Raw genomic sequence first — 25,545 nt, forward strand, 5'->3', positions numbered from 1 at the left:
ATATTGGGTCAGTTAATTAAGCAGCAAGGTTGACATTAATTAACGCATTTGGGTGATCCAATCAGGAATTTCGTTTACGCAAAACGATATTTGTAACGAAAAGGGAGAAGGGAAAACTTAAAGCCTTCCCTTCTCCCTTTATAATATCAATAAGATAAATTAACTATTCAACCCGCCGTCAATTGTCAACGCGGAACCGTTAATATACCCGCTTTCCGGACCCGCGAGGAAGCTCACCAGGTCAGCTACATCAGTGGCCGTACCATAATGCCCGAGCGCAATATGCTGACGTTGATAATCTGCATGAGGACCATCAGCCGGATTCATATCAGTATCTACCGGTCCCGGCTGTACGAGATTGGTGGTAATACCCCTGGAACCCAGGTCGCGCGCCAACCCTTTATTGAACGCCGTAAGGGCGGATTTGCTCATACTATACAGGGTGCCCTGCGGCCCTACCACGCGGTCGGCCATGCAACTGCCAATGGTAATGATCCTGCCGCCGCTGCCCATATGCCGCGTTGCCGCCTGTGTGGCTACAAACACCGCACGGGTGTTTACGGCCATTGTATGCTCATAGTCTTCCAGCGTATATTCGGAAAATTCTTTCATCACGGCCGTGCCGGCATTATTAACAAGTATGTCTATACGGCCATAACTGTTAACCGTATGATCCACGGCGGCCAGTACTGCATCCACATCAGCGCTGTCTGCTGCTACAGCAGTAGCGTTCTGCCCTTTTGCGGTTAACTCTTCTACCAGCGCCGCTGCCGGTGCTGCGCCCTTTACATAGGTGAACACTACTGTGGCGCCTTCTCCGGCTAAACGCTTTACAATGGCGGCGCCCATACCGCGACTACCTCCTGTTACCAGGGCTATCTTGTTTTCCAGACGTTTCATAAATAATGATTTTATGCTGGCAAAACTAGTCCGGCTAACCCGTGTAAAGAAGAGGAGTACTAATTGTTAACTACTAACCTTCATGTTAGAATTGGGCTGGAGGTACTTCTCCCGGAGTATGTTCAGGTGGTGTGCCTGGTGACCGGCAATGGCAAAGCCCAACGCAAGTACCGACATCTCCGTTTTCCAGCACATACCTGTTCTTAACAGCGCTGCGTCAGATAAATTACTGAACTGCATAATGCTGGCAGCACGTACTGCTTTCAGTTCTGCCAGTATTTCGGATACGCTCCGGTCATCTATTTCTGCGTTTGCCGCATAGTCGTCCTGTTCCATCGTTGGCGGTATCTGAACATCTTTCCGGGCAAATAACAGGGCGCGGAAGGAGAATACCCGCTCGGTATCCGTAATATGCTGCAATACATTTTTTAAGGTCCATTTGCCGGGGCCATAGGTATAGTTGCCCAGTGGTTCCAGCTCAGCGGCGTCAAATTCGTTCAGTGCCTGCAACGATTGTTCCAGCGCGGTTTTAATATCTACATCCGGCACAAGGTTAATATAGGTGGAATAATATCCCGGGTCCGGATGGATGGCATTCTTTTTCATCTGGTGAGTTTTTAAGGAAGATGAATATACGAACATTTTCTCCCGGCAGCAGGCCGCTCCCTGTACTTATGTCATCTTAATAATATATTTAATATATTTGTAAATAATATATCCTGACTACCTACAATCTCTTTCTATGAAATATCTGTTACAATGCCTGCTGCTGCCGGCATTCATCGGATTTGCCACCACCCTGTCCGCGCAGGAAAAGAGCAGTAATACCCCCTCCCAATGGGATGCCCGGTGGATTTCCGGCAATGATGCCGCCCCGGCTGCCTATGGGGTATATCTTTTCAGGAAACAGTTCCAGCTGCTCAATTATTCCGGCCCTTTTATCATCCACCTTTCTGCGGATAACCGTTACCGTTTGTATGTGAACGGACGCTTCGCCGGCATGGGCCCCGCACGCTCCGACCTTGCCAACTGGTACTATGAAACCATTGATATCAGCCCTTACCTGAAATATGGTGTCAACGTAATTGCCGCGGAAGTAGTCAACTTCGGACCCTATAAGCCGCGCGGTCAGTTCACTAACAGCACCGGCCTGCTTATCCAGGGACATACATCCCGCGAAGCCGCTATTATCAACACCGGATCTGCTTCCTGGAAGGTAATGGAAGATGAGTCAATAAATCCGGCCGCAGTGAGAACTACGGGAAACGTTTTCTATGGCGCCTTCCCGGGCGACAGCATTACCGCGCAGTACCATCCCTGGGGCTGGGAACAGCCTGCATATAACGATAGCGCCTGGGAAGCTGCAGCAGCAGGAGCAGGCGTGGCGCTGCAAGGCCATAGTGCGGTTAACTGGCCGCTGCTTACACCATCGCCCATTGGCCGTTTACACCAGGAACGGCAGTCGTTTACCGGTATTGTTTCACAACAGGGAATTACTGCGGAGGCAGCCCTGCTGAAAGGGACTGCGTCACTAACAATTCCGGCTAAACGAAAAGTTAAGTTGCTGCTGGACGCCGGGCAACAAACCACCGGCTTCCCCGAAATACTGATCAGCGGCGGACTGGATGCCGGTATAAAAATTACTTACCAGCCAGCATATTCCAGCAGTACCGTGATACAGGATGTTGTTCATCCCGATGGCGGCGCCCGCCGTAAGTTCATGTTTTCCGGATATCGCAGCTTCCGGTATGTACAGCTGGATATTGAAACAGGTAAGGCGCCGCTCACCTTGCACGACTACTATAACGTATATACGCAGTATTTGCTGAATGATAAATCGGCCTTCACCGCCGGCGCCGCAGCAGATTCCCTGTGGGCTACCGGCAAAAGGGCGGCGCTCACAGGTGCGCAGGATAACCTGTATAATGATCCGTTTAATGCGCAGTTACAATATATACAGGACGCCCGTATACAGGGGCTTGCCATCAGTTTTTTTTCCGGAGATGATCAACTGCTCAGAAATGCGCTGGTACAAACAGATCAGTCGCGTATTCCGGAGGGCCTTGTCCGTTCCCGTTACCCGTCAAACGACCGGCTGGTATCGGTAACGGATGCATTGGTATGGATCGGTGCTCTCCACGATTATTTGCTTTATAAGGCTGATAAAGAACTGGCGAAGCAATGCTTCCCCGGCATCCGCAGTATCCTCGGTTGGATGGATCGCTACCAGGACCCCGCCACCGGCCTGCCAGGCAATATGCCTTACAACGATGGCGTGGCGTTGTCGCCCATCACAGGCCAGTATCTTTATGCCCTGCGGCAGGCGGCTGTTATTGCGGGTTATTGCGATAAGCCCGCCGATTCCCTTGCTTATACCCGCATCGCGGATAAAGCGAGAGAAGTATGGTATCAGCAATGTTATGACGCCGGAAAAGGACTGTATGCGGAAACAGCGGCCAGGAAAACGTTTTCACGTTATACCAATGCATTGGCGGTGCTGGCGCAGGCTGTGCCGCCACGGCAGGTAAAGAATGTAATGCAGCGGTTACTGGCTGAAAAACAGTTGCCGGAAGAATCGCTGCGCGAAAAGTATTATATCTTCAAAGCGATGCAGGAAACCGGCATCACAGAAACGTTTCCGGCAGAATTGCAGTCGCTCGCAATGCTGCTGGAACCAAACAACGCAGCGGCTTACCAGGCAACCGCCTCGGTGGCCAATCTCTTCCTGTTGGGCATTACGGCCGGTATCCAGTCTGTTTCCTATGGCTTCAGAACAGTATTGATCGCACCAGATCCCGGCGCTTCGCCGCAGGTAAAGGCGACAATGGTGCATCCCGATGGTTTAATAGAAGTGGACCTTGCGTTTAAAAATAGTCGTGTAACCGGCGCCGTTAAGGTTCCGTTCGGTGTCACCGGGAAATTCCGCTGGCGCGGAAAAGAGATCACCCTGCATGGAGGCCCGCAGGAGGTTGCGCTGTAAGCGAATGGATCGCCGCGGATTTTGTCTTTCTCAGGATTACACTGATTATACTGATTAGTTTGATTTTTACTTTTTTGATTTTATAAAGGATTAAGGGAGATAGAAGCGAATATATCCGCTTTCATCTCCCCTAATCTTTTAAAATCAAAAAAATAAAATCAAAACATAATCAAATCAGCGTAATCAGTATAATCAGCGTAATCCTGCTCCAAGACAATTTACAATCGCCGAAGGCGATTCTACGCCCGTTTTCTTTTCGAGTAAAAATAATTTATCCCCAGTGCCCCGATACAAATGAACAATCCAAAGAATTCGCGTGTTTCTTCAATCCAGGGCTTGGTTGCTTTCATCGTTTCGGCGAGGTTCTCCGCATTATGTTTCGTGAACCAGTCTTCCACCCCGTTCTGGTCAAAAAATTTATAAATGGCATAGGCCAGGTATACCAGTATGCCGGCAATATACCATTTCGGGTAAAAGCGGTTACGGGCAGCAAACCAGCAAAGCAGGGCAGAATAAAGATAAATGGGCATCCATATATAGGGATCAGGATCATTATACTGTAAGCCCGCAAATAAAACGAACATCAGGCAAAACACAATATTCAATACTTTCATGGCACAAAAATTAGGGTCTAAACATACACAAAAGAATTTCAAAAGTATATTCCTTGTATTATTTTATCCCGGCAGTGTGGAATAGTGGAATAACGATCTGCAATTTTGTCACTTTTAAAGAAAATGTTAAAAGACTACTTGTTTGAGCTAAAATAATGTTATATATTCGAAATCATTACACAATTCCACGTGAGAACCAAAATCTGAGGTAGAAATGTTTGTTACTAGAGCAAAAGATTCTCACAATTATTATTAGTTATCGTATTGAATTCACTATCAATAAACAATTAAACAAAAGTCAAATGACCTGAATCAGCTTGACCACCAGTGTTTGTTTTGTAGTATAATTCATCATTCAATATCAGTAGTTATCGTTTAACTGTTGAACAGACACTTGTTTCTTTTTTAACACCGTGTAGCGCATCATGCACGTGTGAAGAAAAACTAATGCTTTGTATTTATTGAAAATTGACCTGCCGCAAAAGAATCAATGCAGCGGGTAGGAAGTCTGTATGCAAGGTTGTGACTGTTCAATAAGGTGACATATAGATAGGAATCCTTATTTACTAACAATTTTTCTTAAACGTTTCCCTTAAATCACGTTATGAAAAAGCAATTTTACCAGGCACTCGCCGTTCTATGCGGCCTATTGTTGCTATTGGCCGGCAACAACGTATCAGCACAAACAAAAATTTCGGGTAAAGTAACAGACAAAGCTTCAGGCAATGCGCTGCCGGGCGTTACGGTGTTTGTGAAAGGCACCAACAGGGGTACTGCCACAGATCCCTCGGGTACTTTTTCCCTTATGGCCAAATCAGGCGAAACACTTGTATTCTCCTTTGTAGGATATGATCCGCAGGAAGCAGTTGTGGGAGCCGGTCCAGTAAACGTTTCTCTCACCGAGAAAGTAGGATCACTGGAAGAAGTAGTAGTAACCGGTTATGCCAGCCAGAAAAAGAAAGACCTTACCGGTGCAGTATCTATTGTGAAAGTTGAAAATCTCATCAAACAACCCACTTCCCAGATAGCCAACCAGCTGCAGGGGCAGGTTTCCGGTGTTACTATCCTCGGCTCCGGTCAGCCGGGCCAGGAACCACAGGTAAAGATCCGCGGTGTAAATACCTTCGGAAATAATACGCCACTGTATGTAGTGGATGGCGTACCCATCTCCAACATCACGGATATAAATCCCAACGATGTACAAACCATGCAGGTACTGAAAGATGCAGGTGCTGCCTCCATCTACGGTGCCCGCGCAGCCAACGGCGTTATCATCATCACCACTAAAAGAGGAACCGGTAAAGTAAAGGTTTCCTACGATGGTTATTATGGTACACAACGACCCAAAGGCGGAAATGTATGGAATATCCTCAGTCCGCAGGAACAGGCCAACCTGAAATGGATGGCCATTGCCAATACCACCGCTAACCCTGTATATAACGATGAACAATATGGTTCCGGCGCCACACCACGCCTGCCGGATTATATCGCTCCACAGGGCGCAATGGAAGGAGATCCCGGCACGGATCCATCTACCTATTTCGTAAATCCAAATTACAAGGTAGCTGGTGATGTGGATGCTTTTCACCGTATCGTAAAAGCCAACAAATCGGGTACCGACTGGTTCCATGAAATATTTAACCCGGCGCCTATTACCAGCCACAATATTTCAGTAGGCGGTGGCGGCGATATCGGCAGCTATTTCTTCTCTTTTTACTACTTTAATCAGCAGGGTACATTAACCAACACTTATAACAAACGTTACGCAGTTCGCGCCAACAGTACCTTTAATGTTACCGATCATATCCGTGTAGGCGAAAACATAGAATACTCCCTGATCAATAACCCGCAGATCGGCGCACTTACGGAAGGTAGCGGCATTGGTATGGCGTTCCGCGAAATGCCTATCATCCCGGTACATGATATCATGGGTAACTATGCGGGCAGCTTTGGTAAAGGTTTGGGTAATGCCCGTAACCCCGTAGCTATCCAGGATCGTTTTGGTACCACTAAAACACTGGCCAACCGCCTGTTGGGTAACGTGTTTGCAGAAGCAGACATCCTGAAGCATTTCACCCTCCGTACCAGCTTTGGCGGTGAAATCTATTCTTTCAACAATCACAGCTTTACACTGCCTGAATACGAAAACGCGGAAAACAATAAAGTGAATTCGTATACAGAAAACGCAGGAAGTGGTTATGACTGGACCTGGACCAACACACTCACCTATCATCAGAACTTTAACCAGGTACACGACCTGAAAGTATTGTTGGGCACTGAAGCATTCGATAACCAGGGACGCACCGTTGGTGGAAGCAACCTCGATTATTTTACTTTTGATCCGGACTTCACCAACCTAAGTACAGGTAGCGGTACACCTACCAACTACAGCGGCCGTTTTTCAGATGGACTGTTTTCCCTGTTCGCCAGAGTGGACTATTCCTATAAAGATCGCTACCTCCTGGGCGCACTGATTCGCCGTGACGGATCCTCCCGGTTTGGTTCCTCTAACAGGTATGGTAACTTCCCCGCAGTAAGCGCCGCCTGGCGTATGTCGCAGGAAGGATTCATGAAAGGCGTCACCTGGATCTCGGATCTGAAAATCCGCGGAGGCTGGGGAATCATGGGTAACCAGATCAATGTAGATCCGCAAAACGCCTTCACAGCTTACGGATTTGAAAAAGGAAACTCCTTCTACGATCTGAGAGGCACCGGCAACTCGATCATGCAGGGCTTCTCCCGTACGCGTATCGGTAACCCGGACGCAAAATGGGAAAGTAACGTAAACGCCAATATCGGTATCGATGCAACCCTGTTCAAAGGTGCCCTGGAAATTACCGCAGACTACTATCGTAAAGATGTAAAAGACCTGTTGTTTAACCCGGATTTACCAGGTGTTTACGGAATTGCTACCCGTCCCTTTGTGAACGTGGCGCAAATGAAAAATAGAGGATTTGATTTCTCTGCCACCGCCAACCTGAATCTTACCAAAGATCTTAAGCTGGACCTGAACGGTAATTTCACTACCTATAATAATGAAATCGTTAAAATATCAGATGGAGCGCCTTATTTCGATATGGAACAACGCCGGTTTAACGGTACATTTATTATCCGTAATGCGGTTGGACAAGCCATCAGCGAATTTTTTGGTTATAAGGTAGATGGATTCTGGAACAGCCAGGCAGAAATAGATGCCGCAAACGAAGCCACCAGGAAACAGTATAACGATAATTCACTGGTATACCAGACAGACACAAAACCAGGCCGCTTCAAATATGCAGATGTGAATGGCGACGGCAGGGTTACAGAAGCCGACCGTACTTACCTGGGTAATCCCAATCCCAAGTTCAGTTATGGCCTCAATATCGGGCTTACTTATAAAGCATGGGATTTCAGCATGTTCTTATATGGCGTACAAGGTAACAAGATCTGGAACCAGGTGAAATGGTGGACCGACTTCTATCCTTCCTTCGAAGGTGCGAAGAGCAAAACAGCCCTGTATGATTCCTGGCTGCCAACCCGTCAGAACGCTACAGCGCCCATCCAGGAAACATCTCCGTCTTTCAGTACCTCCAACGTACCCAACTCTTATTTTGTTGAAAATGGTTCTTACCTGCGTGCAAAAAATATCATGCTGGGATACACCATACCAAGTAACGTACTCCAGAGAATTGGTATCACAAAGTTCAGGGTATATGGCCAGGCCGCAAACCTGTTTACCATTACCAAATACTCAGGTATAGATCCTGAAATTACCGGTGGTACCAGCAACTTCGGTGTGGATGAAGGAGCTTATCCTAATCAGCGTCAGTACCTGCTCGGCGTGAATGTAACATTCTGATAATTTTTTCCTGAAAAGTAAAATTGAGAAAAATGAAAACATTACGATATTTAAGTGTAATTCTTGCGTTGGCAGCAGTAGGAATCAGTGCTTGTAAAAAGAGCTTCCTCGAACGGGGACCACTCGGATCCCTCAGTGATGAAATTGTGGCGAATAAAGCCGGTATTGGTTATTTACTGGTAGGCGCCTACGCCTCGCTCGACGGGCAGCAAACCGCCCAGGCAGCACTCGGTGGCGGCGGACCCTGGGAAGCGTCTCCTACCAACTGGATCTACGGCAGCGTGGCCGGTGGCGATTCACACAAAGGTAGCTTCAGTGGCGACCAACCCGGTATTGACCCTATCGCTAAATTCACAGTAGATCCCAGCAACGGTTTCTTCAATACTAAGTGGAGAGCTGTTTACGAAGGTGTGATCCGTTGTAATGCGGTACTGGTAGCACTGCCAAAGGCAACAGACATGAGCGACGCCGAAAAAACACAGGTGGAAGCAGAAGCCCGTTTCCTCCGTGGGCACTACTATTTTGAACTGAAAAAACTGTTCAATAAAGTACCTTATGTCACAGATACAACTATCGAGGCGCGTATCAAAAATGATAAGGATATCTGGCCTTTTATTGAAGCAGATTTTAAATTTGCAGCAGATAACCTGCCCCCTACACAAAGTGATGTGGCAAGAGCAAATAAATGGGCGGCACAGATCTACCTGGCCAAAACATACCTGTATCAGAAAAAATACCCGGAAGCAATGCCGCTGTTTGATCAGGCAATTGCCTCAGGCGTTACTTCCAATGGTCTTAAATACGCCCTCACAAACGCATTCGAAGACAACTTCGATGCCGCCAAAAAGAATAATTCAGAGTCCGTATTTGCCATCCAGATGACCGCAAATGACGGTACCAATACCATCGCCAATGCGAACCAGGGTGAAATGCTGAACTTCCCGTACAACAGCCCATTCGGCTGCTGCGGATTTTATCAGCCCACCCAGGACCTCGTAAACTCCTATCGCACAGATCCCGCTACCGGTTTGCCTAACCTCGACACCTGGAACGCAAACCCGGTGAAAAACGATCAGGGCATTGTGTCTACCACACCGTTCACACCGGAAACAGGTACACTGGATCCACGTCTCGACTGGACCGTTGGCCGCCGCGGACTTCCTTACCACGATTGGGGCAATCACCCCGGTGCTAACTGGATCAGGGACCAGAAATATGCCGGCCCGTACGCGCCAAAGAAAATGGTGTACTGGCAGTTTAACCAGGACAAATACAAAGATGCACACTCCTGGGCGCCCGGTTCAGCGATCAATGTACTGCTGATCCGCTTTGCCGACGTTATCCTCATGGCAGCTGAATGCCACGCCCAAACCGGCGACCTCCCGGGAGCTACCGGTTTGGTAAACCAGATCCGCGACAGGATGATCAATCACCCTGAAAACTGGCTGCATAAATACCTGGATGATACCAAACCAATGTTAGGCTTCGATGCCACCAAAATGGCGGCCAATTACAAAATAGGCAGGTACACAGCTACTTTCTCCAGTAAGGACCAGGCATTAAAAGCCATCTATTTTGAACGCAAACTGGAACTGGCTACAGAAGGCCACCGCTTCTTCGATCTCGTACGCTGGGGCATTGCCGATGTGGCGCTGAATGCCTTTATTCAATACGAATCAGCCATCACCGATGACCTGAAAGGCGGACATTTTACAAAAGGGAAAAATGAATACTTCCCCATCCCGCAACGCCAGATCGATCTGACAATTGTAGGAGGGCAAAAAGTACTCGATCAGAACCCGAATTACTAATAGCTATATCTGTCGCTTTTTTAAACATAACGAATGCAGCGGATCTTTTTCGCTGCATTCGTTTTTATATAACATTTTAGTACTTTACAATACCCGTTAAAATATTCACTGATGACCAATCAACCCATGAGGAACCGGTATTGTCTCGCCGCTTTATTTTTATTCACCGCCTGTTTTGTCATCGTCATCAGTTGCCACACGCCTACCAGGGAAGAAAAAGGAAAAGTCCTGGCAGATAAATACTGCTCCGGTTGCCATTTGCCGGTGTCTCCCGCCCTCCTGGATAAGGAAACCTGGCTAAAGCACGTATTGCCCGCTATGGCGCCCAAACTGGGCATTAAAGTATGGGGGGAGCATTCCTATTACCCGCCGATGCCCGGCGAAAAACCAGGGCTTATTTCGATCCGGGATTGGGAATTACTGGTGGCATACTATGAACATACCGCCCCGGATAAACTGCCCGCAGAAAAAGTGCCGCAGCCATTGCAACGCGACTGGTCCTTTTTTACACTGAAACACCCGGTGCTGAAAGATACCATCCCGGTAGCTACCACAATGGTGGCCTTTAACCCGGACAATGGTCACCTCATGACCAGCGATGGACTCACCAGCACACTCACGCAATGGGACGAAAATTTACAAGTCGTTAACATACGGAGTTTACCATCTCCCGCCGTCGATATACTTTTTGTAAAAGATACTGCCGCGCAACAACAGGCCATACTCACAGAAATAGGCAATATGCGGGCATTGGACGCGCCTGCCGGTATTATTACCAGCATCCGGCCCAATGACGCTCAAAGCAGGCAGCACGACCTCATGGCATTCCTGAAACGACCGGTACAAACCCTGCAGGCAGACTTTGATAAAGATGGCCTGCCCGATCTGCTGGTATGCGCATTCGGACATAACCAGGGCGGCCTGTACTGGCTGAAACAGTTACCGGACCACAGCTACAAACAGTTCCCCATATGGGAAGTGCCCGGCGCTGTTCATGCGGAAACCGGCGATTTTAACCACGACGGCTATACGGACTTTATGGTGCTGTTTGCCGCCGGTGATGAAGGCATCTGGTTGTTTGAAAACGACCGGAAAGGGGGCTTTGTATCTACCAGCCTGCTAAGATTCCCGCCCATCAATGGTTCTACCAGCTTTCAACTCGCAGATTTTAATGGCGACGGAAAGCAGGACATCCTATATACCTGCGGTGATAATGCAGATTTTTCTATGGTGCTTAAACCTTACCACGGAATATTCGTCTACCTGAATGACGGAAATAATAAATACACCGAGGCATGGCATTACCCCGTGAATGGCTGTACAAAGGCCGTAGTAGCTGATTTTAATGGGGATGGTAAATTAGATATTGCTTCCATCGCCTTTTTTGCCGATTTTAAACACCGGCCGGAAGAGAAATTTATTTTCTTTGAAGGTGGAAATAAACCACTTACGTTTATCCCTCATTCTCCGCCGCTGGAGAAGGAAGGCAGGTGGATCTGCATGGATGTGAAAGATTATGATCACGATGGCGACCAGGATATAGTACTTGGAAACTACGCGCAGGGTTTTATCATACTTGATGATTATAAGCCTGACTGGAAAGAGTATCAGCCGTTTATAGTATTACAGAACAATGCTGTACATTAAATGGATTGTAAAAATCACTTGTTTATTTGGAATGAAAGGAGAAATATGTATCTTACGGCCGTATTTATTGCTATGTGCATTTTTGCTTTATTTCGGATCTAAACTTATAGAGAGAGCACTCATATATTACAGATCTTTAAAGTACCATCGTTCTTGATCGGCGTTTTCCCAACATATACCTGATTGCGTTATGCCTGTCGTCAGAGGCCTCGCAGTTTAAAGATATCCTGATGTATAATCAGGTTTTAGAATGGCGGAAGGAGAGGCAGTAATGCCTCTCTTTTATTTTGGTATACTCCATCGTTCAACCATTAATGTGAGCTGTTTATTCTTCTTTTTTTGCCATCTATCATAAAAAAGTGGCCGGATTCTGAAAATCCCATTATTACTGGTTAATTTTATTGGGAAATCAGCATTATTATTTTAAACAGGATATGTCAGTGGCTGAATATGTATACGATCAGGATAAAGTGAGCACGCTGCTTAGTACGATCATCAGGAACAACGGAAACGAAAAAGCGAATAACTGGCTGCAACAGCGTTTGCAGCTACATCAGCAAACCGGTGCCATCCCGCAGTTTAATCAAACTTTCACAGCTATCCCGCGTTTCACAGGTAAGGAAATGATCCGTATTTCCACAACGGAACAGGAACAGCTGGAGGCGCTGCTGCCTTCATTTTTCGTACGTGGATGGACGTTAGACCGCCTCGTACGGGTGTGGTGGTTGCTGCAATTACCGGTAGCAAACAAATCTGCGTACCTGGAAGTGTTGGAAAACCTGTTCAATGGCGCGGAAATGAATGAACTGGCCGCCTTGTACAGCGCACTCCCGCTGCTGCCCTGGCCGGAAGAATGGATCGCCCGCACATCGGAAGGCATCCGGTCCAATATTGGTATTGTACAGGAAGCCATTATGCTGCACAATCCTTACCCCGCTAAGTATCTCCCGGAACCCGCGTGGAATCAGCTGGTAATGAAAGCCATCTTTACTGATAAACCATTACACCTGATCACCGGGCTGGATGAAAGGGCCAACGCTGCACTGGCAGGTATCCTGGTGGATTTTGCCCACGAAAGGTGGGCCGCCGGCAGAACGCTCGATCCCATGCAGTGGCGGATCCTGGTGAACTTTGTGGGAGAAGGTAATTTTGCAGATATTACCCGTATCTGGCATTCCCTGAACAGCGCGGAGAAAGAAGCCGCAGCACTGGTTTGTGCACAATGCCACTTTGAACCCGCTAAAACATTGCTGGCCTCAGATCCGGCATTGCAGGCGGAAATACAGGCTGGTAGTATCTCCTGGGATACCCTGGCGCAAAAAATAATTAAATAAATCAACACTAAAACCGATCAGATATGTGCGGAATCCACGATTTAACAGAGAAAGATCTCCAACCACTCACCTATAGTCCCGCTTATCTTAATAAAATAAAAGGCATGCGCTTCTTTGATCCGCATGTGCATATGACCGCCCGTACTACCGACGACTATCAGGCAATGGCCGATGCCGGCGTCGTAGCACTCATTGAACCCGCCTTCTGGCTCGGACAACCACGCACCGGCGTGGATACCTTCCGCGATTACTTCAGCAGCCTGCTGGGATGGGAGCGTTTCCGTGCTTCCCAGTTCGGAATCAAACACTATTGCACCATTGGCCTCAACTCAAAAGAAGCCAATAACGAAAAGCTCGCGGAAGCTGTAATGGAAATATTACCACAGTTTATTTATAAAGAAGGTGTTGTAGGCGTGGGCGAAATCGGTTTCGATGACCAAACCCCCCTCGAAGAAAAATATTACCGCGCCCAGCTGGAACTGGCTAAAGAAGCCGGCCTCCCCGTACAAATACATACCCCCCACCGCGATAAGAAAAAGGGAACCCAGCGCAGTATGGATATTGCCCTGGAACATGGTTTGGAGCCTCACATGATCATTGTAGACCATAATAACGAAGAAACAGTCAAAGAAGTGCTCGATCGTGGCTTCTGGGCTGCGTTTACCATCTATCCCTTCACTAAAATGGGGAATGAACGCATGGTGGCAGTAGTTAAACAGTATGGAAGTGAACGTATTATGGTGAATTCCGCTGCCGACTGGGGTATCAGCGATCCCCTCGCCGTTCCAAAAACCGCCGCTTTAATGCACGAAAGTGGTATTGACTTGAATGATATTCATTTGGTAACTTACACCAATGCTGTAAAAGCCTTTGCACAGAGCGGCCAGATGAATGAAGCAGATTTTGATGTAGCAGCAAATATTGATCAAAGTGAGAAATTTAACGGAAGCTCTATACTACGGGGAGGACAGCAGCCTCGAATTGATAAAAACACGACCATCATCCGGTAACGGCCTGACAGCTTCGTTTCTGCTGGCAATGAACCATGAAAACCTAATTACACGGTGAGTTATATTGTTAGCAAATTGATTGGATATCTGCGCCTGACGCGACCAGCCAATATCGTAACTGCAATAGCAGATATATTGGCAGGCGTTGCTATTTCGGCCTATTTTATAAATGTTACATTCAGCACGCTCACACTGGATTTTACCCTTCCGGTGGTATGCCTTTGCCTCGCTACCATTGGCTTATATGGTGGTGGTGTGGTATTCAACGATGTATTTGATGCAGAACTGGATAGCACAGAACGCCCGGAAAGGCCGATCCCGAGCGGCATTATCTCAAAAACACAAGCCATCATCCTCGGTAGTTACCTGCTCCTGGTGGGTATCCTGGCGGCCTTTTCAGTAGGCCGGCTCACCGGTTATGCAGGCTGGCTCGCCATTGGCGTAGCTGCCAGCGCACTCGTTTATAATAAGTGGGGAAAACACCATTCCTTCCTCGGCCCGCTCAACATGGGACTTTGCCGCGGACTTAACCTCCTGTTAGGCATCAGCATCGTACCGGAAATGCTGGAAACATACTGGTGGATGGGATTCATCCCCATTATCTATATCGCTGCCGTTACCAACATTAGCAGGGGAGAAGTACACGGCGGCAGCGTGAAAAGCCTGCGCCTTACCACAGCATGTTATGCACTGGTATATATCACAATGGGAGTCCTGGCTTACCTGCACCACCACTTCTGGCTGGCGCTGCCTTTTATCGGGTTGTTTATTTTCATGATCAATGTACCGCTTTTCAAAGCCATGAAAAACCCTTCAGGACCAAATATAGGAAAGGCGGTAAAAGGAGGAATCATTGCGCTGATTGCCATGAATGCAGCCTGGGTAGCCGCTTTTGCTACCATCCCTTTCGCTATCGCAGTAATATTACTGTTACCAATATCACTGGTGCTGGGTAAAATATTTGCCGTCACCTGATCACTTTCACAGGTATCCGGCCAACCGCCGGGTACCTGCAGCTATTCCACTATTCCCCGCTTCATCGCTTCTTTCACCAACCCGGCAGTATTCTTCACGGCAAGCTTCTGCGTAAGATTTAACCGGTGCGTTTCTACGGTACGCAAACTGATAAACAACAGGTCCGCAATCTCCTGGTTGGAATACTCGTCTGCAATCAGTTTCAGGATCTCCTTTTCCCGGCGTGTAAGCGGGATCTCATAGCTGCTGCGCCTTTGGCCGGTAATCACTTCATTTACCAATTGGCGCCTGATAAGCTCGTCGAGGAACTGTTCGCCGGCATGTACCTGTTCGATAGCACGGATAAGCGTTTCCGGGTCGGTACCTTTCAACAGGTACCCGGTGGCGCCATTACGCAGCATCTGCCTGATATAGTGCGTTTCCATAAAACTGCTGATCGCAATCACTTTTACAGACGGATGCTTTTTCTTCACCTGCTTACAAAGCTCAATGCCATCAATTTCAGGCATCTGGATATCCAGCAGCAATACATCCGGTTGTATGGCTGGCAAAGCCGCCATGAGCGCACCCGCCCGGTTGCTTTCATAAACAACGGAAATATGCGGATAAGGCGCCAGCATCGCCTTGATGCCGCTGATCACCAGCAGGTGATCGTCTGTTATAGCCAGTTTGATACTCATATGCTGTTAAAATTAAAATGACGGCTGCACTTCCATCAGCTGCATAATGGCAATATTAAATTCTATATAGGCCGTAGTACCGCAACCCGGTATAGCCGTCAGCGTTAGGTGCCCGTTTAATGATTTGATCCGGGTATGAAGATTCTTTAATCCCATACCGGTAGTGCTTTTCGCTATATTTTCAAAACCAACGCCATTATCCTCTACGGTAATGGTAAGCAGCTGATCGTGTTGTGTAAGCTGTACCAGCGCCTCGGTAGCATAGGCATGTTTAATGATGTTATTGATCAGCTCCTGCACAATCCGGTATACGGATAATTCAAAATTGCCTTTGAACCGCTGCATATCGCCGGAGGTATAAAAGGTGATCTGCAACTCACGGGAGTGACTCACATTATTGCAAAATAATTCCAGCGCCCCAGCAAGCCCCATCCTGGAAAGGATTTCAGGCATCAGGTTATGCGCCGTTTTACGCACTTCCCCGATGGCGTCGTCCAGCATGCTGAGCGCATGGTTAAATCCCTTGTCCTGTTGCAGGAAAGCACGCTCATATTTGAGCGCCCAGAAATGCATCTTCACCGCAGATAACAACCCGCCAACACCGTCGTGCAGATCTTTCGACAACCGCGTGCGCTCTTTTTCCTCGCCCTGCATCATCGCTTCCAGCACCTGTACGGTTTTTTCTACTTCCAGGGTTTGGAGTTGCTGCTTTTGTAAACGGTGCCGGTGCAGTAATTTCTGCCATACCAGGAAAGACACTACCAGGATCAGCACCACGCTGGTAAAGATGAAACCAATCCACCTGTTCTTCCGCTGCAGCAGCAGGTCTTTCTGTATCAGCTGTAATTTTTTCTCCGCCAGATCCCTGTCTTTTTTCTCAGACTGGTACTGCATTTCCAGCTGCTGCACGTTTAGCCGGGTGGCGTTTCCTACCAGCGAATCATTCAGTTGCTCATAAGCTTTACGCAGCTGAAAGGCCCGCTGGTAATGATTTTGCGCAGCCTCATTGTCGGACGCGGCGAGGTAGGCCCGCCTTAATTCATCGCCCGCATAATATTGCCTGGCCAGGGTAATTGTTTTACGGAGATAGACATCGGCAGCGAGATGCTTCCCGCTCCGGTAAAGGGCATTGGCAAACCCCCTGTATAGTTGCATCCGGTTTTCAAGCCCCGGATCATCGGTGGAAATAAGCAGGGCTTCTTCGTAGGTCCGTAAGGATTGCTCATGTTGCGAAAGATCCGTGTACACCCGGCCTGTTGCGGTAAGTGCATTCAGCACCAGCAGCTGGTCGCCCGCTTTTTTACCAAGCTCCAGCGCCCGGCTGAAATACCCGCTGGCAGCCGTATGGTTGCCCTCCCTGCTTTTACTTTCTCCCATGTTGAGCAGGGCCGATGCCATGCGCGAATTACTCCCCAGTCTGCGCCCATGATCATAAGCCTGCGCCGCATAGTTAAATCCCTTCTTAAAATCTCCCAGGGAAATAAAAACATCCGATAGATAATTAATGATCATGCCTGTGCTGGCGCTGTCTTTCGCCGCATCGGCCAGTTTCAGCGCTTCCAGGTAGGCTGCCGCGGCAGCAGGAAAATTCGCCATCTGCTGGTATTCCATCCCGCAATAGCTGATAGCCCGCACCTGGTTAAGGGTGTCTTTCAGCGACGCATAAATGATCACCGCCTGCTTCAGCATGTACAGCGACTGCAAATACTGCCCCCGCATATCCTGGATGTACATATAGTAACAGGCAAAGTCGGCCACCCCTTTGTGATAACCCAGTTGCCTGCTGATCCGTAACGCACGCATGAAAACGGCAGCCGACTTATCAAGCTGGTAAGGAAAAAGCCGGCAGCCATATTCAATGAGCGCCTGTACTTGTTGCGTATCCTTTGGTTGCCGGCTAATTGTTTGCAAAACACTATCGGCCGCAACAGCCGGTGCTGCCCGTAAAATCCCATTGCTGCCTGACGAAATACAACAAACTAAGAGTAATATTCTCAGCATTTCTGATACACTTTTACAACCCGGAGGGTTGTTTATTGTTAATAATTCAAGGTTACTGGTTATCACGCACAATGAATGTCCCGGCGGGTAATGGCAGAAAAACCATTGCCTGCCATCGCAGCGCGTTGACAAATGCTCAGCATGCAACAAAAGATGTGAAATACAACCGATGTTACAGGGTTAACAACATGGGCCTCCCATGTTTCTTTTTTGGTCAAACAATTTAATTCTCAGACTGTGAAACCGTCGTTCATTTCTACAGCGGCATAAAGTTCTGTATTTCTGTTTTAAAACGCAACAGCGTATGGGATGAACGGAAGCAGGAGCGGATCAGGATATGGGAAAAATTACGTAAAATGCTTGCTGGTAAGGCATTTTCAGATAGTTTGAACACATAGGTAGAACTACGCAATTTATAAAATAATGGTTTATACCGTAGCTTAAACCCTTTAAAACAGATTTCTTTGCATACCGATAAATTGATTCTACAGACTAACCCCAAAAAAACAGGCTCCGTTCCCGGGGCCTTTTTCTTTGTAAAAAATCACGTTTTTCTATGTACTTTTAAAGGCTATAGTTTTTTTTAGTCAGATGATGCGGATTTAGCCATGGAATATATTCAACAAAACTTCGATGTCAACTTCTCTTACGGTGTTTTCTTTAGCAGCCACTTATTCGATCCTGCCAACACCTGTTTAGCTACCTTCCTGGAATCAAAAGCAGAGAGTGCATACGTTAAGAAATTACTCGTGATCCTGGATGGGGGCGTAGCAACGCACCACCCGGACCTAACCCAACAGATCAATCGCTATTTTCAGCAGGTGCGCGGCTTTCAGCTGGCCCCTGAAATTATCACGATCGCCGGAGGCGAAGGGGTAAAAAATGATCTGCCCCTGCTTTTCAGCCTGGTGGATGCCATTGATAAGTATGGCATCGACCGCCATTCCTATGTAATAGGCATTGGCGGAGGTTCCCTGCTCGATCTGGTAGGATTTGCCGCCGCTATCTCACACCGCGGCGTGAAACATATCAGGATTCCAACTACTGTGCTGTCGCAAAACGATTCCGGCGTAGGCGTGAAAAATGGCGTAAACTATAAGGGGAAGAAAAATTTCCTCGGTTCCTTCGCGCCACCGGCCGCTGTATTCAATGACCCGGTATTTTTAACCACCCTCAACCCGCGCGACTGGCGCTCCGGCATGGTGGAAGCCGTGAAAGTGGCCCTTATTAAAGACGCCGCTTTCTTTAACCGCATTGAACAGGATGCCGTGGCATTAACCGCCGGCGACATGGCTGCTATGCACTACCTGATTTACCGCTGCGCCGAACTGCATATTCAGCATATCGGCGGCGCCGGTGATCCGTTTGAAAGCGGCTCCTCCCGTCCGCTTGATTTTGGCCACTGGAGCGCGCATAAACTGGAACAACTCACCAATTTTGAATTACGTCATGGAGAAGCCGTGTCTATCGGTATTGCGGTAGATAGCGTATACTCGCTCCTGTTAGGATGGCTCCCGGAAGCAGATATGCACCGCATTCTTACCGTATTAAAAAATATGAAACTGCCGGTGTGGCATCCTTTGCTGGAAATGCAGGATGGTAAACCTTCCCCGGTGATAGCCGGACTGGAAGAATTCCGTGAACATCTTGGCGGCCGCTTAACAATTTCCCTGCTGCGCGCAGTAGGAAAAGGAGAAGAAGTGCATGAAATGGACCTTCACTTATTATATAAAGCAGTAGATATCTGCAAAAATAATCAGTAATGAAAACAGCTGCAGGACATCTTACCTACTGCACAAATATTCATCCCGGTGAAAACTGGGACGATCACTTTGCGCAACTCAAAAAATTTATACCTGCCATTAAACAACAGGTATCTCCGGATAAACCATTTGGAATAGGATTACGACTGGCCAACACCGCCAGCCTGGAACTGAGCAAGGAAGCGCCTTTGAAAGCGTTTCAGCAATGGCTCAGGGAAGAAGACTGCTACGTGTTTACGATGAATGGTTTTCCTTATGGCGGCTTCCACAACGTAGTGGTAAAAGACCAGGTACATGCACCCGACTGGACCAGCGCCGACCGTGTGGCTTATACCATCCGCCTGTTCAGGATCCTCGCAGCTTTGCTGCCGGAAGGTATGGAAGGAGGTATTTCTACCAATCCGCTCGGATATAAACACTGGTGCAACCGCTGTGAAGAAGATAAAAATTCCTACACAGAAAGCGCCACGCTGAATATGTTGCTGGTGCTGGAACAACTGGTGCGCACACACCGTAGCGGAGGCCCTTTGATGCACCTCGATATTGAGCCGGAACCCGATGGCATGATGGAAAATACCAGCGAGTATATCAGCTGGTATTTCGAAAATTTACTGCCTGCCGGTATCCCGTTTATCAAAGAGAAATTTAATATAGAAGATGACCAGGCAGCAGCCGACATCATCAAAACACATATTCAGCTGTGTTACGACGTTTGCCATTTTGCACTGGTATACGAAGCGCCGCACCGGGTGATAGAACGTATGCAGCATCATGGATTGAAGATCGGTAAACTGCAGATCAGCGCCGCGCTGAAAGCAGACATGCCGGCGGATATCAGCGCACGCCGGGAAGTAACAGATGCCTTCCGTAAATTTAATGAGCCGGTATACCTGCACCAGGTAATCGCTAAAAGAAAGGACGGCACCTTTATTCACTATCCCGACCTGCCCGAAGCGCTGGCAGATGAAGACAATACAGCTGTTACAGAGTGGCGCTCACATTTTCATGTGCCCGTGTTCCTGGATAAATTCGGTGTATTGCAATCTACGCAGGAAGACATAAAACAAGTACTGGCCCTGCAACGGGAGCATCCTTTTACACAGCACATGGAGGCGGAAACATACACCTGGGACGTATTACCACCCGCCCTGAAACAGGAAATGTCTTTATCCGTTTCCCGTGAGCTGAACTGGATCAGGGAACAGCTATAAGCTATCTTTGCAGCTTGCCGCTCCCCGTTATCCGGGTAAACACCGGTAAGGCGCCCAATCTTGGAATTGTGCCGCCGGTATTATAGCTTTATGCCGGAATTGTAACGGCGATTGAATATATGAGAAAGACAGTAGTAATCGATGTAGTAGGGCTCTCCTCTTCTTTGCTGGAGTACCTGCCTTTTTTAAAGGCTTATACACAACAGCGGCACCTGGCCACCGTAACGCCTATGTTACCTGCGGTGACCACGGCTGTACAGAGCACGTACCTTACCGGAGAATGGCCCAGTGAGCATGGAATAGTAGGCAATGGCTGGTACGACAGAACCGATGCGGAAGTTAAGTTCTGGAAACAATCCAACAAACTGGTAGATGCCCCCAAAATATGGGATCACGCCAGGAAACTGGATCCTTCCTTTACCTGCTCGCAGATGTGCTGGTGGTACAATATGTACGCTAATGTGGATTACTCGCTTACTCCCCGTCCCAACTATCTTTCCGATGGCCGTAAAGTGCCCGATTGCTACACTTCGCCATCTACACTCCGGGATTATCTCACCGAACAACTGGGAAGGTTCCCCCTGTTTAATTACTGGGGCCCAACAGCCAGTATAAAGTCGAGCCAATGGATCGCTGATGCGTCTATCCTCACCGATAAGCTATACGATCCCACCCTTACGTTTATTTACCTCCCTCACCTCGATTACTGCCTGCAGAAATTTGGACAGGACCCGGTAAAAAATGCAAAAGAACTGGCCGAAATAGATGCGGTATGCAAACAGCTGATTACCTACTATCAACAAAAGAACTGCGATCCCATTGTATTATCGGAATACGGCATTACCAATGTGAATAACCCGGTGCATCTCAACAGGATACTGCGGGCAGAAGGGCTGCTGGCCCTGCGTGTGGAAAACGGCCTGGAACTGCTGGATGCCGGCGCCTCCAAAGCTTTCGCCGTAGCAGATCACCAGATCGCGCATATCTATATCAACGATCCCTCCTGCTATAAAAAAGTACGCTCCATCCTGGAAAAGGCGCCAGGTGTACAACTGGTGCTGGACAGGGAAGGCAAACGTGAACACCATCTTCATCACAGCCGCAGCGGCGATCTCATTGCCGTAGCTGATGCCAATAGCTGGTTTACCTACTACTACTGGATGGATGATAACAAAGCCCCCGATTTCGCCAGGATTGTGGATATCTTCCGTAAACCAGGTTATGACCCCGTGGAGATGTTCATGAACCCCGCTGATCCGCTTATCAAGCTGAAAGCGGCAGGAAAATTGCTCAAAAAGAAGCTGGGTTTCCGCTACCTGATGAATGTCATCCCGCTCGATGCCACCCTCATCAAAGGTTCTCACGGCAGGATTGAAGAAAACCCCGCCTATCACCCGGTGGTGATCAGTTCCCAACCTATCCCCCAGCCGAAGCTACAGGCAACCGATGTGTATAGCGTCATCTGGAACCAGCTGACAGGGGAATAATCCTTCGTTGGAGTAACTTCTTCACAGTCATTTGGTTACGACTATCGGGAGTGTGTAAGTAGCCTGGAAAAAGTGCCTGTAACGAAATGGCTATCAATTAGTTACCGATCAAGTCCACATCAAGTCCACATCACCTCCACATCAACTCCAGGTTTACTGCATGTCCTAAGTATGGGCTAAGCATGGGCTAAGCATAGTATATACCACTTTGCTTCATGTCAACAGTAGGTCCACCTCGTAATGCCTGTCTATGCATCATCCATAAAAATCTCCTAAAAATCCATCTGAAAAAATCAAAAAAGTAAAATCAGTATAATCAGCGTAATCCTGGGAAAGACAAAACCCGCGTCCTCTCATCAAAAAAACTACCTATCACTGATTTATTTTTCTACATTCATGCAACCGATTGAAACGAATAAATAATATCACCGTTATGGAAAGAAGAGATTTTCTCAAAACCGGTAGCATGGCCGGATTGGGAGCAGGATTAACGATCCTTAATTTCCCTGTATTTGGGAAAAATGCCCCCAGCAACAAATTGGTACTGGGAGTAATGGGCGTTAACTCCAGGGGTAACTGGCTGGCACAATGTGCAGCAAAACTACCCGGAGCTGAAATAGGCTACGTTTGCGATGTGGAAGACGGCGCTATCGCCAAAGGGCTCAAGGCCATTGCCGGAGCGCAAAACCGCAAACCGGAAGTAATTAAGGACATCCGGAAATTACTGGAACGGAAAGATTTTGATGCGCTCATCGTGGCGGCCCCGGACCACTGGCACGCTCCCGCGGCCATTATGGCCACAGCTGCCGGTAAACATGTGTATGTGGAAAAACCCTGTGCCCACAATCCGGGTGAAGGCGAAGTCCTGCTGGCAGCAGCAAAAAAACACAACCGCCTGGTGCAAATGGGAAACCAGCGCCGTTCCTGGCCTAACCTCCAGCAGGCAGTAAAAGAGGTGAAAGAGCAAAACGTATTGGGTAAAGTGTATTATGGCCGCGGATGGTATGTGAACAACCGCGAACCAATCGGTATCGGGAAAAAGATCCCGGTGCCGGCTACGCTCGACTGGGATCTGTGGCAAGGCCCCGCTCCCCGCCGCGATTACCTCGATAACATTGTTCACTACAACTGGCACTGGCGCTGGAACTGGGGCACTTCCGAAACCTGCAACAACGCTACCCACGAACTGGATTGTCTCCGTTGGTTTATGGATGTGGAATTCCCTACCAAAGTTACTTCTGCCGGTGGGCGTTATGCCTATCCTAAAGATGATTGGGAAACGCCGGACACGCAAACCCTGAACTTCGAGTTTGAAGGCAACAAGGCAATTGCCTGGGAAGGCCGCAGCTGCAGCCCCTTTAACCTGGAAGGCAGTGGCCGCGGATTTACCCTGTTCGGTGAAAACGGCAGCCTGTACAACTCCGGTGGCGACAGCTACAAACTGATCGATACAAAAGGTAAAGTGATCAAGGATGTAAAACAGGCCGCTAATCCTAATCAGAGTGTAACCAATACCGTTAGTCCTGCCGGAGAGTTTTACGATGCCGTGCATATCAACAACTTCCTGGAAAGTATCCGCGGCAACGCCACGCTCAACTCCGAAATCAATATCGGCTACCGCAGCACGCTGCTTTGCCTGCTGGGCAACATCGCGCAACGCACCGGCCGTATCCTTCATACCGATCCTTCCAATGGTCATATCCTCAACGATAAGGAAGCCATGAAAATGTGGGAAAGGGAATATGAAAAAGGCTGGACACCGAAAGCATAAATAAGTAAAACGGGTTCTGGGTAATAGCCCTCAAAGGAACAGGATTTTTTAAGAAAATTACTTTGACTATTACTCAGAATTCCTATCTTTACAAAGTTATAAACCCTTTCTCCTATTGGGTTTATAGGCTAACAATAAATATAATATCTTGTTATCCCCCATAACTTTTAGTTATCGCAGTAATTAATGATGATCCCCTACTTTTGAGCTACCTGTAATTTTTATAACCAACCACACCAACCACGAAGTTGCGCGTTCCCGGAGGAATGATTTGAATGGAATTTTTACAACAATCTCAATACCTGTCAGTATTGCTGATAGGACTCGTAGTAGGCTATTTGTCCGGTTTATTAGGAAAGGGAGGTAGCGCTATCAGCACACCGGCTCTGCAGATCTTTGCCGGCGTGAATCCTTTTTTTGCACTGGCATCGCCGTTACCGGCATCTATTACCAGCACATTATCTGCCACGGCTGTATATAGCAGGGAAAAGTTGTTTAACAAACGGGTGATCCTGCTGGGAGCAGCTTTTGGCGTTCCGGCCACTGTTATTGGTTCATGGCTCAGCAGCTATCTGCCGGGCAAAACGCTCATGATCATGACCGCCCTCTTTATCATGGCCACGGGCATGTCGCTCATGTATTCCTTTCTGCGCAGGAAATCAACTGGTGAATCAGCTATAATAAGTGAGGATGTTCCGGCAGGTAAATTAGTGGTGGCAGCTTTATTTATCGGGTTTTTATCAGGGCTGCTGGCAAATGCCGGCGGGATACTGTTCAGCTCTTTCTTTATAAAGAAATTAAAAATGCCCATAAAACAGGCGCTGGCCTGTGCAGTAGTGTTATCGGCTATTTTATCCATACCCGGCGCTTTAACGCACTGGTGGCTGGGTCACATAGATTGGAATATCGCGCTGCTGCTGTCGCTCACCGCATTCCCTGCTTCCTGGCTGGGAGCTAAAACAGCGGTGAAAATGAAAACTCCTGCCCTCGAAAAATTATTTGCACTTACCCTTATCGTATTTGGGGTATACGATATCTTCTTTACTATCTGGAAATAATCAGGCATGCGCCTTCATCTTATGGATCACTTCCTGCTCATATGGCGGCAGGGAGCTTACTATAATTTCGTAGGCGTTCTGCAGGAATGTTTCCAGTTCGGTAGCCGGCAGCATATCCTCCTGTTTCAGCTGTACCCAGTGATACCGCGCCAGGTGAGGAGCCGGTACAATACCAGGTCTTGAAATCAATTGATGAAACTGCGATTGACTGCACTTAAAGGATACCCGGTGAGGCGGATCCAGGGATATCATGCAGAATAATTTTTCGCCTACATAAAAGCGCAATTCATTGTCCCACTTTTGTTCAGTGATGACAGCCGGAAGTGACCGGCACAGATCAAGGGTATGATCAAACATAGCAGCAGGTTTTAAAGAATATTATTTAGGGCCGTTTTTTTAGGACGACTTGTGTCAATAGTTTACAGGCACAGACTAACATATTAAAATATGAAGTATGTGTGG

The 25,545-nt window shown here is 47.9% G+C and carries 18 protein-coding genes; 12 read left to right on the plus strand and 6 right to left on the minus strand.

Features of this window, described 5'->3' with window-relative positions; all coding sequences use genetic code 11:
• Positions 1 to 159 precede the first annotated feature (159 nt).
• Both ACMXI2_RS00310 and ACMXI2_RS00315 read right to left on the minus strand, forming a co-directional pair.
• The gene (locus tag ACMXI2_RS00310) at positions 160 to 900 is read right to left on the minus strand and encodes a 3-oxoacyl-ACP reductase family protein (RefSeq protein ID WP_483779754.1); all 741 of its coding nucleotides are present in this window, start codon (positions 898 to 900) and stop codon (positions 160 to 162) included.
• 66 nt (positions 901 to 966) lie between these two features.
• Positions 967 to 1,506 (minus strand): DinB family protein, encoded by a 540-nt coding sequence (locus ACMXI2_RS00315; RefSeq protein ID WP_483779755.1) that lies wholly within the window; start codon positions 1,504 to 1,506, stop codon positions 967 to 969.
• A 136-nt stretch (positions 1,507 to 1,642) separates the two neighbouring features.
• On the opposite strand from ACMXI2_RS00315, the gene ACMXI2_RS00320 reads away from it, so the two are divergent.
• Positions 1,643 to 3,880: an alpha-L-rhamnosidase N-terminal domain-containing protein gene (locus tag ACMXI2_RS00320; protein ID WP_483779756.1), complete on the plus strand. Its 2,238-nt coding sequence runs from the start codon at positions 1,643 to 1,645 to the stop codon at positions 3,878 to 3,880.
• A gap of 239 nt (positions 3,881 to 4,119) precedes the next feature.
• On the opposite strand, the gene ACMXI2_RS00325 is transcribed toward ACMXI2_RS00320, so the two are convergent.
• Complete coding sequence (locus ACMXI2_RS00325; RefSeq protein ID WP_483779757.1) at positions 4,120 to 4,494, minus strand: transmembrane 220 family protein; 375 nt, start codon at positions 4,492 to 4,494, stop codon at positions 4,120 to 4,122.
• 604 nt (positions 4,495 to 5,098) lie between these two features.
• Here ACMXI2_RS00325 and ACMXI2_RS00330 point away from each other — a divergent pair.
• From ACMXI2_RS00330 to eboC, 6 genes are all read left to right on the plus strand, one after another.
• Entirely contained in the window at positions 5,099 to 8,335 is a 3,237-nt protein-coding gene (locus ACMXI2_RS00330) for a SusC/RagA family TonB-linked outer membrane protein (protein WP_483779758.1), read from the plus strand.
• Between the two features lie 32 nt (positions 8,336 to 8,367).
• A complete protein-coding gene (locus ACMXI2_RS00335) occupies positions 8,368 to 10,146 on the plus strand; it encodes a RagB/SusD family nutrient uptake outer membrane protein (RefSeq protein WP_483779759.1) in 1,779 nt (592 codons plus the stop codon).
• A gap of 111 nt (positions 10,147 to 10,257) precedes the next feature.
• Entirely contained in the window at positions 10,258 to 11,793 is a 1,536-nt protein-coding gene (locus tag ACMXI2_RS00340; protein ID WP_483779760.1) for an FG-GAP repeat domain-containing protein, read from the plus strand.
• A 434-nt stretch (positions 11,794 to 12,227) separates the two neighbouring features.
• Positions 12,228 to 13,127, plus strand: coding sequence for an EboA domain-containing protein (locus ACMXI2_RS00345; RefSeq protein WP_483779761.1), 900 nt, complete (start codon positions 12,228 to 12,230; stop codon positions 13,125 to 13,127).
• A 23-nt stretch (positions 13,128 to 13,150) separates the two neighbouring features.
• Positions 13,151 to 14,137, plus strand: coding sequence for a TatD family hydrolase (locus ACMXI2_RS00350; RefSeq protein ID WP_483779762.1), 987 nt, complete (start codon positions 13,151 to 13,153; stop codon positions 14,135 to 14,137).
• Between the two features lie 54 nt (positions 14,138 to 14,191).
• A complete protein-coding gene (gene eboC, locus ACMXI2_RS00355; protein ID WP_483779763.1) occupies positions 14,192 to 15,112 on the plus strand; it encodes a UbiA-like protein EboC in 921 nt (306 codons plus the stop codon).
• 41 nt (positions 15,113 to 15,153) lie between these two features.
• Here eboC and ACMXI2_RS00360 read toward each other — a convergent pair whose 3' ends face one another.
• Together ACMXI2_RS00360 and ACMXI2_RS00365 are read right to left on the minus strand one after the other, a co-directional pair.
• Entirely contained in the window at positions 15,154 to 15,792 is a 639-nt protein-coding gene (locus ACMXI2_RS00360; protein WP_483779764.1) for a response regulator, read from the minus strand.
• A gap of 12 nt (positions 15,793 to 15,804) precedes the next feature.
• Positions 15,805 to 17,793, minus strand: coding sequence for a tetratricopeptide repeat-containing sensor histidine kinase (locus tag ACMXI2_RS00365; RefSeq protein ID WP_483779765.1), 1,989 nt, complete (start codon positions 17,791 to 17,793; stop codon positions 15,805 to 15,807).
• A gap of 608 nt (positions 17,794 to 18,401) precedes the next feature.
• Here ACMXI2_RS00365 and ACMXI2_RS00370 point away from each other — a divergent pair.
• The 5 genes from ACMXI2_RS00370 to ACMXI2_RS00390 all read left to right on the plus strand — a co-directional run bounded on the left by ACMXI2_RS00370 (position 18,402) and on the right by ACMXI2_RS00390 (position 25,083).
• Positions 18,402 to 19,556: a 3-dehydroquinate synthase gene (locus ACMXI2_RS00370; RefSeq protein WP_483779766.1), complete on the plus strand. Its 1,155-nt coding sequence runs from the start codon at positions 18,402 to 18,404 to the stop codon at positions 19,554 to 19,556.
• The gene (eboE, locus tag ACMXI2_RS00375; RefSeq protein ID WP_483779767.1) at positions 19,556 to 20,767 is read left to right on the plus strand and encodes a metabolite traffic protein EboE; all 1,212 of its coding nucleotides are present in this window, start codon (positions 19,556 to 19,558) and stop codon (positions 20,765 to 20,767) included. The genes ACMXI2_RS00370 and eboE overlap by 1 nt, the downstream gene beginning before the upstream one ends.
• Before the next feature lie 119 nt (positions 20,768 to 20,886).
• Positions 20,887 to 22,254 (plus strand): alkaline phosphatase family protein, encoded by a 1,368-nt coding sequence (locus tag ACMXI2_RS00380; RefSeq protein WP_483779768.1) that lies wholly within the window; start codon positions 20,887 to 20,889, stop codon positions 22,252 to 22,254.
• A gap of 433 nt (positions 22,255 to 22,687) precedes the next feature.
• A complete protein-coding gene (locus tag ACMXI2_RS00385) occupies positions 22,688 to 24,025 on the plus strand; it encodes a Gfo/Idh/MocA family protein (protein WP_483779769.1) in 1,338 nt (445 codons plus the stop codon).
• Between the two features lie 275 nt (positions 24,026 to 24,300).
• Positions 24,301 to 25,083: a sulfite exporter TauE/SafE family protein gene (locus tag ACMXI2_RS00390; RefSeq protein ID WP_483779770.1), complete on the plus strand. Its 783-nt coding sequence runs from the start codon at positions 24,301 to 24,303 to the stop codon at positions 25,081 to 25,083.
• On the opposite strand, the gene ACMXI2_RS00395 is transcribed toward ACMXI2_RS00390, so the two are convergent.
• Positions 25,084 to 25,440 carry an MmcQ/YjbR family DNA-binding protein gene (locus ACMXI2_RS00395; protein WP_483779771.1) on the minus strand — a complete coding sequence of 119 codons (357 nt, stop codon included), beginning with the start codon at positions 25,438 to 25,440 and terminating at the stop codon, positions 25,084 to 25,086.
• Between the last annotated feature and the right edge of the window lie 105 nt (positions 25,441 to 25,545).

The organism is Chitinophaga sp. G7 BAM 1005, assembly GCF_057126945.1.

Bases quoted from the DNA above. Each gene is read 5' to 3' on its own strand.
- ACMXI2_RS00310 (WP_483779754.1), bottom strand. From the start codon at position 900: ATGAAACGTCTGGAAAACAAGATAGCCCTGGTAACAGGAGGTAGTCGC.
- ACMXI2_RS00315 (WP_483779755.1), bottom strand. From the start codon at position 1,506: ATGAAAAAGAATGCCATCCATCCGGACCCGGGATATTATTCCACCTAT.
- ACMXI2_RS00320 (WP_483779756.1), top strand. From the start codon at position 1,643: ATGAAATATCTGTTACAATGCCTGCTGCTGCCGGCATTCATCGGATTT.
- ACMXI2_RS00325 (WP_483779757.1), bottom strand. From the start codon at position 4,494: ATGAAAGTATTGAATATTGTGTTTTGCCTGATGTTCGTTTTATTTGCG.
- ACMXI2_RS00330 (WP_483779758.1), top strand. From the start codon at position 5,099: ATGAAAAAGCAATTTTACCAGGCACTCGCCGTTCTATGCGGCCTATTG.
- ACMXI2_RS00335 (WP_483779759.1), top strand. From the start codon at position 8,368: ATGAAAACATTACGATATTTAAGTGTAATTCTTGCGTTGGCAGCAGTA.
- ACMXI2_RS00340 (WP_483779760.1), top strand. From the start codon at position 10,258: ATGACCAATCAACCCATGAGGAACCGGTATTGTCTCGCCGCTTTATTT.
- ACMXI2_RS00345 (WP_483779761.1), top strand. From the start codon at position 12,228: ATGTCAGTGGCTGAATATGTATACGATCAGGATAAAGTGAGCACGCTG.
- ACMXI2_RS00350 (WP_483779762.1), top strand. From the start codon at position 13,151: ATGTGCGGAATCCACGATTTAACAGAGAAAGATCTCCAACCACTCACC.
- ACMXI2_RS00360 (WP_483779764.1), bottom strand. From the start codon at position 15,792: ATGAGTATCAAACTGGCTATAACAGACGATCACCTGCTGGTGATCAGC.
- ACMXI2_RS00365 (WP_483779765.1), bottom strand. From the start codon at position 17,793: ATGCTGAGAATATTACTCTTAGTTTGTTGTATTTCGTCAGGCAGCAAT.
- ACMXI2_RS00370 (WP_483779766.1), top strand. From the start codon at position 18,402: ATGGAATATATTCAACAAAACTTCGATGTCAACTTCTCTTACGGTGTT.
- eboE (WP_483779767.1), top strand. From the start codon at position 19,556: ATGAAAACAGCTGCAGGACATCTTACCTACTGCACAAATATTCATCCC.
- ACMXI2_RS00380 (WP_483779768.1), top strand. From the start codon at position 20,887: ATGAGAAAGACAGTAGTAATCGATGTAGTAGGGCTCTCCTCTTCTTTG.
- ACMXI2_RS00385 (WP_483779769.1), top strand. From the start codon at position 22,688: ATGGAAAGAAGAGATTTTCTCAAAACCGGTAGCATGGCCGGATTGGGA.
- ACMXI2_RS00390 (WP_483779770.1), top strand. From the start codon at position 24,301: ATGGAATTTTTACAACAATCTCAATACCTGTCAGTATTGCTGATAGGA.
- ACMXI2_RS00395 (WP_483779771.1), bottom strand. From the start codon at position 25,440: ATGTTTGATCATACCCTTGATCTGTGCCGGTCACTTCCGGCTGTCATC.